Source organism: Cognatishimia sp., from assembly GCF_049116455.1.
Classification (GTDB): domain Bacteria; phylum Pseudomonadota; class Alphaproteobacteria; order Rhodobacterales; family Rhodobacteraceae; genus Cognatishimia.
The window spans coordinates 1,096,926-1,109,612 of sequence record NZ_JAGDYW010000003.1 but is presented as its reverse complement, the minus strand read 5'-3'; the positions used below and the strand labels follow the sequence as shown (position 1 = coordinate 1,109,612).

14 protein-coding genes are annotated in these 12,687 nt (G+C 53.3%); 2 read left to right on the top strand and 12 right to left on the bottom strand.

Features of this window, described 5'->3' with window-relative positions; genetic code table 11:
• Nucleotides 1-11 precede the first annotated feature (11 nt).
• The 11 genes from JXQ85_RS10495 to JXQ85_RS10445 all read right to left on the bottom strand — a co-directional run bounded on the left by JXQ85_RS10495 (nt 12) and on the right by JXQ85_RS10445 (nt 9,844).
• Nucleotides 12-782 (bottom strand): TIGR02186 family protein, encoded by a 771-nt coding sequence (locus JXQ85_RS10495; protein WP_421748848.1) that lies wholly within the window; start codon nt 780-782, stop codon nt 12-14.
• Between the two features lies 1 nt (nt 783).
• Nucleotides 784-1,701, bottom strand: a complete 918-nt coding sequence (locus JXQ85_RS10490; RefSeq protein WP_421748847.1) for a sulfite exporter TauE/SafE family protein — start codon at nt 1,699-1,701, stop codon at nt 784-786.
• 85 nt (nt 1,702-1,786) lie between these two features.
• Nucleotides 1,787-2,752: an ABC transporter permease gene (locus tag JXQ85_RS10485; RefSeq protein WP_421748846.1), complete on the bottom strand. Its 966-nt coding sequence runs from the start codon at nt 2,750-2,752 to the stop codon at nt 1,787-1,789.
• A complete protein-coding gene (locus tag JXQ85_RS10480) occupies nt 2,752-3,849 on the bottom strand; it encodes an ABC transporter permease (protein WP_421748845.1) in 1,098 nt (365 codons plus the stop codon). The genes JXQ85_RS10485 and JXQ85_RS10480 overlap by 1 nt, the downstream gene beginning before the upstream one ends.
• A complete protein-coding gene (locus JXQ85_RS10475; RefSeq protein WP_421749055.1) occupies nt 3,849-5,405 on the bottom strand; it encodes an ABC transporter ATP-binding protein in 1,557 nt (518 codons plus the stop codon). Before JXQ85_RS10475 ends, JXQ85_RS10480 begins: the two co-directional genes overlap by 1 nt.
• 40 nt (nt 5,406-5,445) lie before the next feature.
• Nucleotides 5,446-6,441 carry a BMP family lipoprotein gene (locus JXQ85_RS10470; RefSeq protein ID WP_421748844.1) on the bottom strand — a complete coding sequence of 332 codons (996 nt, stop codon included), beginning with the start codon at nt 6,439-6,441 and terminating at the stop codon, nt 5,446-5,448.
• A gap of 154 nt (nt 6,442-6,595) precedes the next feature.
• A complete protein-coding gene (locus tag JXQ85_RS10465) occupies nt 6,596-7,018 on the bottom strand; it encodes a GNAT family N-acetyltransferase (RefSeq protein WP_421748843.1) in 423 nt (140 codons plus the stop codon).
• Nucleotides 7,015-7,596 carry a tRNA (adenosine(37)-N6)-threonylcarbamoyltransferase complex dimerization subunit type 1 TsaB gene (gene tsaB, locus JXQ85_RS10460; RefSeq protein WP_421748842.1) on the bottom strand — a complete coding sequence of 194 codons (582 nt, stop codon included), beginning with the start codon at nt 7,594-7,596 and terminating at the stop codon, nt 7,015-7,017. The genes JXQ85_RS10465 and tsaB overlap by 4 nt, the downstream gene beginning before the upstream one ends.
• On the bottom strand, nt 7,586-8,149 hold the full coding sequence (locus JXQ85_RS10455) for a NifU family protein (protein ID WP_421748841.1): 564 nt from the start codon (nt 8,147-8,149) through the stop codon (nt 7,586-7,588). Before JXQ85_RS10455 ends, tsaB begins: the two co-directional genes overlap by 11 nt.
• 114 nt (nt 8,150-8,263) lie before the next feature.
• Nucleotides 8,264-8,719: a universal stress protein gene (locus JXQ85_RS10450; RefSeq protein ID WP_421748840.1), complete on the bottom strand. Its 456-nt coding sequence runs from the start codon at nt 8,717-8,719 to the stop codon at nt 8,264-8,266.
• Nucleotides 8,720-9,001: 282 nt separating this feature from the next.
• Nucleotides 9,002-9,844: a helix-turn-helix domain-containing protein gene (locus JXQ85_RS10445; protein WP_421748839.1), complete on the bottom strand. Its 843-nt coding sequence runs from the start codon at nt 9,842-9,844 to the stop codon at nt 9,002-9,004.
• Between the two features lie 101 nt (nt 9,845-9,945).
• On the opposite strand from JXQ85_RS10445, the gene JXQ85_RS10440 reads away from it, so the two are divergent.
• A complete protein-coding gene (locus JXQ85_RS10440) occupies nt 9,946-10,836 on the top strand; it encodes a DMT family transporter (protein ID WP_421748838.1) in 891 nt (296 codons plus the stop codon).
• 56 nt (nt 10,837-10,892) lie between these two features.
• On the opposite strand, the gene trpS is transcribed toward JXQ85_RS10440, so the two are convergent.
• Nucleotides 10,893-11,927, bottom strand: a complete 1,035-nt coding sequence (trpS, locus tag JXQ85_RS10435) for a tryptophan--tRNA ligase (protein WP_421748837.1) — start codon at nt 11,925-11,927, stop codon at nt 10,893-10,895.
• A gap of 72 nt (nt 11,928-11,999) precedes the next feature.
• On the opposite strand from trpS, the gene JXQ85_RS10430 reads away from it, so the two are divergent.
• Nucleotides 12,000-12,686, top strand: a complete 687-nt coding sequence (locus JXQ85_RS10430) for a rhomboid family intramembrane serine protease (protein ID WP_421748836.1) — start codon at nt 12,000-12,002, stop codon at nt 12,684-12,686.
• The last annotated feature ends 1 nt before the right edge of the window (nt 12,687 follow it).

Here is a 12,687-nt window from a genome sequence, read left to right as displayed (position 1 = left end):
GGCAGGGCGCTTTATGCGCCGTGCCGAACAAACCTGAAGAAGGCTGAGGCGGCCCAGCCCGCGATGATCGCAATCGCGAGTGACAACAACCCATAGATCAACGGCTGTTGCCGCGACAGGTTGAACAACCAGCGCTCCAAACCAACCTTTCGCACATCGATCGTTGTCTCATACTGCGAAATCACCTTACCTGCGCGGGTTAAGAAAACGCGCGTGGCATAGTCACCCTCGGTCAGGTTTGCTGGCATTGCGATGGAGGTGCGGAACAGCGTTTGTTCTGCTACTTCTACGTCACCCTCTTGTACAGAGTAGAGGCCATTGTCGGTGCGGATGCGTGCGATTGCTTCGGCAAATTTCGGGGCATCGGCCTTTTCAAATCGCGCGCCAATGGAATCAATCGCGTTTTCGATCGACACACGATTGACGATGTCTTCGTCAGCCGCCAGCACATCCCGAAGTGGGGCACTGGTTGCAACAGCATAGAAACTTGGCGCACCATCAATGGTCACGCTTTCTGTGTTGACCCAGATCCCGAACCGTTTTTCTTTGCGACGCACAGTGATCGGTGTGGAGGGGCCAGACACTGCAACCACAACCTCAAGCGGATCACCTTCAGGGATCGCTTCTTCGCGTTTCACTGCACCAAATACCAGGATTTCAGACCCATCAAAATTCGCCGTAATAGCAACGCGGTTTTGGCTCAGGCCCAGAACAACGGCTTCATCGGCTTGGGTGGAAAGCGGAAGCAGTAAACATAGAGACGCGGCAATGAGACGTAGCATATTAGTGTCCCCCTGCTGCGCCGAGCGAATATAGCTCGCTTGGCATAATCAGAAGATCAAGGGCCAGTTTCAAACAAACCGCAATGACCATCAGAGCCAGTAGTATGCGCAATTGTTCAGCTTTCAGTTTCGCGCCGATAACGGCTCCAAACTGAGCGCCAATCACGCCGCCGACCAACAGCAGGACAGCCAGCGCCATATCAACCGTGTAATTGGTTGTCGCATGCAGCAAAGTGGTGAAGGCGGTGACAAAGATGATCTGGAAGAGGGAGGTGCCTACTACCACTTTGGTTGGCATGCCCAGAAGGTAGATCATCGCCGGTACCATGATGAAACCGCCGCCGACACCCATGATCGCTGAAAGAATGCCTACAAAAACACCAACAATTAGCGGTGGGATCACAGAGATATAAAGACCTGATACGCGGAAGCGCATTTTGAACGGAAGACCATGAACCCAAGTGTGTTTCTTGCGTTTGATAGGACCGGTTTGCTTCCTTGATTTGCGGATCGCGTTGAGGCTCTCGATGAACATCAAGCCGCCGATAATCCCAAGAAAGATCACGTAGCAAAGCTTTACCAGAAGATCGACCTGACCCAGTGCCTTTAGGTAGTTGAAGATCACAACACCCAAAGCCGCACCCGTGAGGCCACCGATCAGCAAGACCGTCCCCATCCTGAGGTCCACCGTCTTCCTTTTAAAGTGAGCAAGCACACCAGAAAATGATGAAGCAACAATTTGATTGGCTTCCGTTGCGACGGCTACGGCCGGCGGAATGCCAATAAAAAACAAGAGCGGGGTCATGAGAAATCCGCCACCGACACCAAACATTCCAGAAAGAACGCCCACGAGGCCGCCCAGTCCAAGAAGGAGGAAAGCGTTTACGGAAACTTCTGCGATTGGGAGGTATATCTGCATGGCGACACATAGCGCCCGCTTTTTTGAAATTACAACCGGGCTGCGTCAATTTAGCAGCCCGGCTGATTGATTTTTTAAACTGGACTTACCGTTCTTTTACGTATGGCTCACCGCCAGCGCGCGGCGGGATGGCGCGGCCAACAAATCCGGCCAGAATTACGACTGTCAGAATGAAAGGCAGGGCCTCCATCAGCTGAACAGGAATCACCACACCAGCCAGTTCGATGCTTTGGAAACGTACTGCGAGGGCTTGCAACAGACCAAACAGCAGGCAGGCCCAAAGCGCATACCAAGGACGCCATTTTGCAAAGATCAGGGCGGCAAGAGCAATAAACCCGCGACCAGCCGTCATGTCTTTAATGAAGCCAGCTTGCAGACCTGTTGCGAGGTAGGCACCAGCAATTCCGCAAAGCACGCCACAGATCATCACTGCCGTGAAACGTAGGCGAATGACAGAAACACCTGCTGTATCCACAGACGCTGGGTTTTCACCCACCGCGCGCAGGCGCAGGCCAAAACGTGTGCGATACAGCACCCACCATGTCAGTGGCACAAAAGCAAAGGCGACATAGACGATCAGGCTGTGACCTGAAATGAGTTCGCTATAGGTCGGACCAAAGAGCGGGATGCTTTCAAACATATCCGCGAATGGTAAATTGATTGGAGACATACGGCCTTCGGTCAGAAGGGACGGGGTGCGCCCACCTTGGCTGAACCAGCTTTGCGCGATCAAAACCGTCATCCCGGCGGCGAGCATATTGATGGCTACGCCTGAAATCAGTTGGTTCCCGCGGAAGGTGATAGAGGCCACACCGTGTAGCAATGACAGGATCATGGATGCACCGATGCCTGCCAACAGGCCGACCCAGACGTTGCCGCTGATCGCGGCGAAAGCGCCAGCTGCAAAGGCAGCGGCCAGCATTTTACCTTCTAGGCCGATGTCAAAGATACCTGCGCGTTCAGAATAGAGGCCCGCCAAACAGGCCAACAGCAGAGGGATAGCCAGACGCACTGAGCTGTCCAGCACCTGAAGAAGAGTCAGGAAATCCATTATGCGTTCTCCTTGCGACCAAAGCTGAGGAACAGACGCTCAAGCGGCATGCGCACCATATTATCCAAGGCCCCAGTGAAGAGGATCACCAGCGCTTGGATCACAACGATCAGCTCACGCGGGATGTCCGTCCAAAGGGCAAGTTCTGCGCCACCTTGTGCTAGGAACCCAAAGAGCAAAGCTGCCATGAAAATTCCAATTGGGTGGTTGCGGCCCATCAAAGCCACCGCGATGCCGACAAAACCGGCCCCTTCGGTGGAATTCAGGATCAGACGTTCGCTTTCACCTAAGGTAGTGTTCACAGACATCATGCCCGCTAGTGCGCCAGAGATCAGCATTGCGATCACAGTGATACGAACAGGGGATGTCCCGGCATATTTCGCCGCGGTTTCAGAGAAACCAAAGCTGCGAATGTCATAGCCAAGACGGGTTTTCCAGATCAGCACCCAGACCGCGACACAAGCCAGAAGCGACAAGAAGAACGTCACATTGGCCGGAGCACCACGGAACATGCGAGATCCTTCCGGCGCAAACATCTCGTGGAAGTTCGGCAAATGAGTTGCTTCTGGGAAGCTTGCAGAGGCCGGGTCCATCTGCCCGGTCGGGCGCAGGACTTCGACCAACAAATAGCCAAGCACAGAGAAAGCGATGTAGTTGAACATGATCGTGGTGATCACGATGTGGCTACCGCGTTTGGCTTGCAGATAGGCCGGAATGAAGGCCCAAGCTGCACCAAAAAGCGCCGCAGCAGTAGATGCACCAACGATTGCCAAGGTCCAATGAGGCCAAGGAATGTAAAGACACGCCAGCGCAACACCAACGCCGCCAATCATCGCCTGACCTTCACCGCCGATGTTAAACAGTCGTGCATGGAAGGCGACAGCAACTGCAAGGCCAGTGAAAATGTAGTTGGTGGTGTAATACAGCGTATACCCCCAGCCTGCAGAGCGTTTCAGCGCTCCATCTACCATCAAGGTAAAGGCTTCGATCGGGTTCTCACCGATGCCAAGGATCACGAGTGCACTGAAAAAAGCCGCCAAAAGCAGGCTGATCAGTGGCACCAGAATGGCGTCGGCCCAAAGTGGCATTTTACCCATCAGTTGGTCTCCCCATCATTGCCAGAGACACCGGCCATCAAGAGGCCCAGTTCTTTTTCGTCTGTTTCGCTTGCAATGCGCTCGCCCATGATTTGACCGTCAAACATGACGGCCACACGGTCAGCAAGCGACAGGACTTCTTCAAGTTCTACGCTGACAAGTAGAATCGCCTTGCCCTGATCGCGCAGGTTCACGATTTGCTGGTGGATGAATTCAATCGCACCAATATCCACACCACGGGTCGGCTGACCAATCAACAGGACATCCGGGTTGCGCTCGATTTCGCGGGCCACAACGATCTTTTGCTGGTTGCCACCAGAAAAGTTCTTGGCTGCCAAATGCGGATGTGGCGGGCGTACATCAAACCGTTCCATCTGGTCGGCAGCCTTTGCAAGGATGCCTTTGTTGTCCATCAGAATGCCGTTTTGGAATTCAGGGTCGTGATGATAGCCAAAGACCGAGTTCTCCCAGGCGGAGAACTCCATGATCAGGCCCTCTTTTTGGCGATCCTCTGGTACATGGGCAATGCCCGCCGCCCGTCGCGCCTGTCCGTCGGCCCCTTTGCCAGACAAAGGCAGCTCTTGTCCGTTGACTTGCACAGAACCCGTTGCATCTTGGAAGCCGCCCAGAACCTCAAGCAGTTCAGATTGGCCGTTGCCAGCAACGCCTGCAATGCCAACGATTTCGCCTGCACGCACGGTCAGATCAATGCCTTTTACGCGCTCGACACCTGCTTCATCAACGACCTGAAGGTTTTGGATTTTCAGGATGTCTGCACCGGTTTCAGCCGGCTTTTTGTCGACTTGCAGCAGAACCTTACGGCCTACCATCAGTTCTGCCAGACCTTCCGGAGAAGTCTCTGACGTCTGAACAGTTGCGGTCATCTGACCACGACGCATGACGCTAACGGTATCGGTATATTCCATGATCTCGCGCAGTTTATGCGTGATCAGGATGATGGTTTTTCCCTCGGCTCGCAGACGATCCAGAATACGGAACAACTGGTCCGCTTCGGCAGGGGTCAATACGCCGGTAGGTTCGTCCAGAATGAGGATATCCGCTTGGCGATACAGCGCCTTTAGGATCTCGACCCGTTGCTGGTGTCCTACACTGAGCTCTTCAATCATCGCGTCTGGATCGACGTTCAGCTCGTATTCTTCGGCCAGTTGTTTAAGCTCTTTGCGCGCCTTCGCCAAGGATGGGCGCAGCAAGGCACCGTCTTCGGCACCAAGGATGATGTTCTCAAGTACGGTAAAATTCTCAACCAGCTTAAAATGCTGGAAAACCATGCCGATGCCCGCGGAAATCGCAGCTTGGCTATCGGGAATGCTGGTTTTCTGCCCCCGAATATAGATCTCGCCTGAATCAGCTTTGTAGAATCCATAAAGGATTGACATCAAAGTCGATTTTCCGGCGCCGTTTTCCCCGATGATACCGTGGATCGTGCCCGGGCGGACCGAGATCGAAATGTCTTTGTTGGCCTGAACCGGCCCAAAGGCTTTTGAAATGCCCTTTAGCTCCAGCGCCAATGGAGTGCTAGCGGCAGGGGCGGCCATTTCTGGCCGCCCCGTATCAATAGTATCAGTCATGTAAGGATCAGAATTCCAAAACCGAGCAGGTCTCTGCTGCGGCATAGTTTTCTACAGTGATCTCACCGGAAACGATTGCTTTGGTCGCCATGTCGACGGCATCTGTCATCGCAGCATCAATCAGAGGTGCGTTGTTGTTGTCAAATGCAACACCAACACCGTTGCTTGCCAGATCAAGGTTCTGGAAGCCAGGTGCGAGGTCTTCGCCGTCTTTAAGTGCGTTATAAACCGCAACATCAACACGTTTCAGCATGGATGTCAGAACCTTGCCTGGGTGCATGTGGTTTTGGTTGCTGTCGACGCCGATAGACAGGATGCCTTCGTCAGCCGCTGTTTGCAGTACGCCAACACCTGTGCCGCCTGCTGCCGCGTAAACAACGTCCGCTCCTTGGGAAATCTGTGCTTTGGTCAGCTCAGAGCCTTTTACCGGGTCGTTCCATGCGGCAGGTGTTGTGCCAGTCATGTTTGCGATGATGGTTGCGTCAGCGTTTACAGATTTTACACCCTGCGCGTAGCCACATGCGAACTTACGGATCAATGGAATGTCCATGCCGCCGATGAAGCCAACAGTGCCGGACTTGGAAGCCTTCGCCGCCATAACACCAGCAAGGTAAGAGCCTTCGTGCTCAGCAAAGGAGATCGTCTGAACGTTTGGCAGGTTTGCCCAGCCATCGATGTTCACGAACTTTGTTTCTGGATACTCAGGAGCAACCTGTTCAATTGTAGTGGTCATGGCAAAGCCCATGGTCACAATTGGGTTGGCGCCCGCTTCTGCAAAGCGACGCAGCGCTTGTTCACGCTGTGCTTCGGATTGCAGTTCGATTTCCAGGTACTTGCCGCCAGTTTCTTCTGCCCAACGCTCCGCGCCAGTGTAGCCAGCTTCGTTGAAGGACTTGTCGAATTTACCACCCAGGTCAAAGATGACGGCTGGATCAGCAGCAGCGACGCCTGCAGTCAGAGCAACGGTTGCCGCAGCACCGAGGAATTTCTGCATAAGGGTCATGAATGTATCTCCCACAGTTTTGTGTAAGCCCGATCTGTCACTCGTGCCGGGCTTTAGATGTTTATAGATCGGTCAGATCAATGTCCAAAATTGGCCGCTAAGGGGTAGGGGGGTCAACCGATTTTTTGACCAAATGGCCGAGAATACTGTCAAATTAATCTTGCAAATTAATGCTTCGACGAAAGTTTAGCGCGTCGACATGGGAGGAATCATCGCGTTTGTAATAGCCTTTGCGTACCGAAGTCAGGCTGTAACCTTCTGATTCATAAAGAGCTATTGCGCCTATATTGTCTTTTGCGACTTCTAAAAAGAGTACCTGCGCGCCAAGGTTTCGAGCTGCCAAATGGTATTGCTGTAAAAGTGCGCGCCCTTTGCCTTTCCGTTGGGAAATGGGACTGACTGCGATGGTCAACAGCTCGGATTCACCTGCGATAACGCGACCAAGCGCAAATCCCTGCGAGTCGCCTACCCAAAAAGAGAATCTGGAGGCAAGTAATGCCTTAAATTCACTTGCTGACCATGGGCGGGATTCGCGAAATGCGCTGGCGTGTATGTCAGCAAAAACCTCCGGGGTCATAGGATTTTGGGCGGTAGATCACGTGAAGGCGCCGCATCGGCAGCTCGGATATACAGCGGTGCTGGGCGCGCGATGTCGGTTCCCATTCTGGCCAGTGCACAGCGTGCAATGTTTTCGGCTAAAACCTTTGCGACGGGTGGGTTCACCACTTCGGATTCACCCTCGTAAGGTAGGGATACCAAACGTGGCTCTGCACCCGGTTCAAGCACATATTGCTGATCACGAGGTGCTGGCACTGCGGCGACGGTTCCAGGCGCTGCATTCAGCAAGGAGGCCTCAAAAGTGGAGACGCCTAAACAGGGGATATTCAACGACAGAGCCAAACCGCGGGCGGCTGACACTGAGATGCGAATGCCTGTGAAATTGCCCGGGCCGACGCCAACACCAAGCGCATCAAGGTCTTTCCAGCCAACCGCGTGCTCAGCCAAGAGCTCTTCAATCAAAGGCATCAATTCTTCGGCCTGACCGCGGGTCATATCTTTGGCAAATGATCCCAGCAACACATCCCCACGCAGCAAAGCGGCCGCGCAATGCGCGGCCGATGTGTCAAAGCCTAAAACAAGTGGATCAGACACCAACGGGGCGGACCTCAGTCACTTCTGGGATGTAGTGGCGCAGTAGGTTCTCGATGCCCATTTTCAGGGTCACCGTGGATGATGGGCAGCCAGCGCAGGCCCCTTGCATATGTAGATAAACCACACCGCGTTCAAATCCATGGAAGGTGATGTCGCCGCCATCCTGCGCCACGGCAGGGCGCACGCGCTGGTCCAAGAGCTCTTTGATCTGATCAACGATATCGCCGTCTTCACCGTCATGCTCAGCATGACCGGATGGCACTGCGCCACCAGAACCCAAAACTGGCTGGCCGGATTGGAAATGCTCCATGATCATGCCAAGGATCGAAGGTTTCAGATGATCCCATTCGACGTCATCCGCTTTGGTGACTGTCACAAAATCATGGCCAAAAAATACGCCTGTTACGCCCTCTACGCCAAAAACGCGGGTCGCCAATGGAGAATTTTCTGCAGCTTCCTTAGATGGAAAGTCTGCGGTGCCAGTTTCCAGAACAGTCTGACCCGGAAGAAACTTCAGTGTCGCAGGGTTCGGAGTGGATTCGGTTTGAATAAACATGGCCATGCCTTTCATATCTGCCCATTGATATGCGGGGCAGGGGCGGCGGTGTCAAGGTTTGGAATGATTCTAAAAAGGCCGACTTGCGGTTTGCATGATCGGCCTTAGATATTTTTAGGTGATGGCTTCAAGCCGTTCCTTAGAGAGATCACCTGGCACAATGGTCACCGGTATGGGCAATGTACCCGAAGCGCGGGCCATCTGTGTCACCAATGGACCGGGTCCGCCTTTATCGGTACCAGCGCCCAGCACCAGAACGCCGACTTCTGGATCAGCTGTGACCTGAGACATGATTTCGGTCACCAATTCACCTTCACGGATCACAAGTTCAGGGTCGATACCCTGACGGTCGCGCATCCATTTGGCAAAAACCTCATAATGAGCTTCGATCCGCTCGCGCGCTTCTTGACGCATGATGTCACCCACACCCACCCAATGTTGAAACTCTTCTGGTGGGATGATCGACAGGATTTCTACACCACCACCGGTTTTACGGGCGCGCATCGCGGCAAAACGCATTGCATTCAGACATTCGCGGCTGTCATCCAGCACAACAAGAAATTTACGCATGATATTGCCTCCTTGGCGGCATCATGGCCGAAGCCATGGGTTAGGGCAATGGCTATAAACATGCAGTGGGGCGTGGCAGTTCGACACTGTTTGTATCCCCAAATTCAAAAAAAGAAATTGCCTCGGAACCGAAGCTCCGAGGCAGAAGAGAAAGAATTCATTTTAGCCGAGGCCAATTGAAATGGGGGAGCGTGCTTCGGGGATGTGCACGCTGTCGATCTTTCTAGGTGTCATTTTGATAGCGTTGAATTGCTTCAGTTTCACGACGATTGAAATTCAGATTTATGACAAATCCCTTTTCAGACGTCGGTATTGCGCAGGCGTCACACCATAAGCGCGGCGAAACACACGTGATAGATGGCTTTGATGCGCAAACCCACAGTCTGCTGCAATTTGCGCAATCGGTTGATCGGTCAAAAGCAATTGTCGCGCACGCAGAGCCCGTTGTTCGGTGACCCAGGCATGCGGGGCAAGCCCACGGGACACGCGAAACATACGGTGAAAATGAAAGCTGGAAAGCCCTGCCTGATTTGCCATGATTTCCAGAGAAATGATTTCGTGCAGATTGGCGTCGATCCAGTCATCTAAGCGCCGTAATACATGGGTGCTAAGGCCTGCGCTTATCGATCTGGATTTTGGATCCAGCGCGCCGAAGAATTCCGCCATAGCTGTCTCGGCCTGAAGCCGATCATCTTGATAAGCCGCATGTGCAAGTTGCAAAAGCGGAGCAGCCATCCGTTGGTTTTCAGTAAATGTGACTTCGTCGATCTGCATGCGGCGAGCGTCGCAATCGTGTGTGCGGACAAATCCACTGCGTAAGCGTTCATTCGACAAGTAGAGATGCACAAACCGGAAAGGCTTGTTGATTTCCCATTCGGAATCACAGCCTTCCGGCATCACGCAAACCGCGCCCGGATAACCTGATGCGCGGCCGGCATCAGTCCGGTAGGTTCCTGTGCCGCCTTTCAAATAAAGGCTAAAGGTATTGTTCGCCGGGGCCTCATATCGCACGCGGTCGTTGTTGTTTTCCCAAATGGTTACGCCACAGCCTTCTCCAAGCTCTAAACGCGCATGCGTTTTCGCCACAGGGGACTGGCCTAGAAAATCAAAAACCGAGTGTTTCATATCGCAATCATAGGCAGTCCGAGGTTTAGACGAAAGCAGGGCCAACGCGATTTGCGCAAGATCGTGCAATACCGTTTATCCAATTTGGGCTTAATCGCCCTATGACTGTTTTCTTACTCTTTACCGCCACTGTCCTGATTTGGGGCAGCAGTTGGATCGCGATCGCCTTTCAATTGGGCGATGTGCCTGTTCTCGTTTCAATTTTCTACCGCTTTGCTTTGGCGGCAATCGTCATGATTGCTGGGTTGGTTCTGCTTGGCCGATTGAAGCTGCCGAGTGTCTGGCGCTTTGTCGCCTTGCAGGCGCTGTGCTTGTTCAGCTTCAACTTCATCTGCTTTTATAACGCGACTGGGCTGATCCCCTCCGGGCTTGTCTCGGTGGTGTTTTCTTTAGCGTCTATTTTCAATGCTGTGAATGCGAGGGTGATCTACAAAGAGCAGATATCGCCGCGCGTGATTATCGCAGGATTGATTGGCGTTTCTGGACTTGTTTTGCTGTTCTGGAATGAACTTTTCGCGCGGTTTGACATGGATAGCTTGCGCGGTGTGGCTTGGGCTTGTGGCGGCACAATGTTGTTTTCGTTAGGCAACATGGTTTCGCGCAAAAATACCTCTGTTGGCGTATCGCCAATCATTGCAAATGCCTGGGGCATGGGCATTGGTGCAATTGTCCTGCTTGCTTTGATACTCGTTAGCAGCACGCCGGTCGTTGCACCGATTGGAGTGACTTACTGGACCGCGCTTGCCTATTTGTCGGTCATAGGGTCGGTCGTTGGCTTCTCGACATATTTATTGTTGGTGCAAAACGTTGGATCGGCAAAGGCCGGATACGCAACCGTGGTGTTCCCACTGATCGCATTGCTCTTATCGACTCTGTTCGAAGGCTACGTGTGGACAGAGACTGCCTTCGTTGGAGTGGCATTGATCGTGGTTGGAAATCTTGTGATGTTCACTAAGCCACGTCGGCTGAAACGCAGCTGTGCACCTGCTTAAGCTGAAATCAGAAAAGCCGAGCGCTTGGCCCGGCTTCTCGTGTCATACTAATTGGCCTATGCGCCGACCATGCCCATGATCCTATAGGTCTCTTTCAAGACCGGAGACGCAATCTCGCGCGCACGTTCAGCACCGCGCGCCAGGATCTTATCGATCTCTGCAGAGTCTTCCATCAGACGTGCCATTTCCGTCGAAATCGGCGCAAGTTTCTCAACCGCCAGCTCAGCCAGCATTGGTTTGAATTCCGAGAACTGCTTGCCACCCACATCTGCCAGAACTGCATCCACAGAGGTTTCTGACAGAGCGGCATAGATGTTCACCAGATTGCGCGCTTCTGGGCGCTCTTCCAGTCCTTTGGCTTCAGACGGTAGACCCTCTGGGTCTGTCTTGGCCTTGCGAATTTTCTTGGCAATGGTGTCTGCATTATCCGTTAAATTGATACGTGACGCATCAGACGGATCTGATTTGGACATCTTCTTAGAGCCATCCCGCAGGGACATCACACGGGTGGCAGTTCCTTCAATCACCGGCTCTGGGATCGGGAAGAAATCTACCTTGTAGTCGTGGTTAAACTTCGTCGCGATGTCGCGCGTCAACTCTACGTGCTGCTTCTGATCCTCTCCCACAGGCACGTGGGTTGCGTGATAAACCAGAATGTCAGCGGCCATCAAAGCTGGGTAAGCGAAGAGACCCAAAGAGGCATTCTGCGAGTTCTTACCAGCCTTGTCTTTCCACTGTGTCATGCGCTGCATCCAGCCCATGCGGGCGACGCAGTTGAAAATCCAACCCAGTTGCGCGTGTTCAGGCACCTGGGATTGGTTGAACAGAATGGATTTTTCCGGATCAAGACCAGAGGCGATGTAACCTGCACAGAGTTCACGCGTTGCGCGACGCAGATCCTCTGGGTTTTGCCAGACGGTGATCGCGTGCTGATCCACCATGCAGTAGATCGATGGCACTCCGGTGTTCTGTGTGTCCACAAAGCGCTTCATTGCGCCAAGATAGTTGCCAAGCGTCAGGCCGCCCGAAGGCTGGATGCCCGAGAAAACGCGTGGGGTGAACGTAGAAGACGTTTGGACCGCCTCACTCATATCAGATACTCCGACTGGAATTTGTTATCCGCTTGGCTTACCCATGGCATCAAATGCCGTCAAGGAGCGCACATGTCTGACCCGAATAATTCCAGCCCATTCAATGCGCTTCCACCGGTGATTGCGGCGCTGGCGATTGTGATCATTCTCATTGAAGTGGCTTTTTATCTGGGCAGCACCGGGCTTGTGGGTGGGTCAGAGGCCATCGCTTGGCGACTGCAGGCGGTTCAGAAGTATGCCTATTCACCTGATATCTTTGGTTGGATGTGGAGCAGTGGGAACTGGCCTGGTGAACATGTGATCCGGATGTTCAGCTACCTCTTTCTGCATGGCAACTTCACTCACGCTTTGTTTGGTTCAGTGATCGTTTTGGCGCTGGGCAAGATGGTCGGCGAAGTGTTTCACCCCGTCGCGGTTCTACTTGTGTTTTTCCTATCAGGGGCAATCGGGGCTGTCGTTTATACCTTTGTTTGGCCTGATCCGGTGACCCTGATTGGGTCCTATCCCGGAGCCTATGGATTTATCGGTGCCTTTACGTTCCTGATTTGGTTACGCCTGAAAGTCGGTGGTGAAAATCAGATGCGCGCCTTTTCCCTGATCGCGATGTTGCTTGGTATTCAACTGGTATTCGGGGCACTGTTTGGCAGCAATGGCGATTGGATCGCGGATCTCACGGGGTTTGCCACAGGGTTTGGTCTGTCGTTCTTTTTGGTGCCGGGCGGTTGGTCACGTATTCGCGCAATGATCCGCCACGATTAGT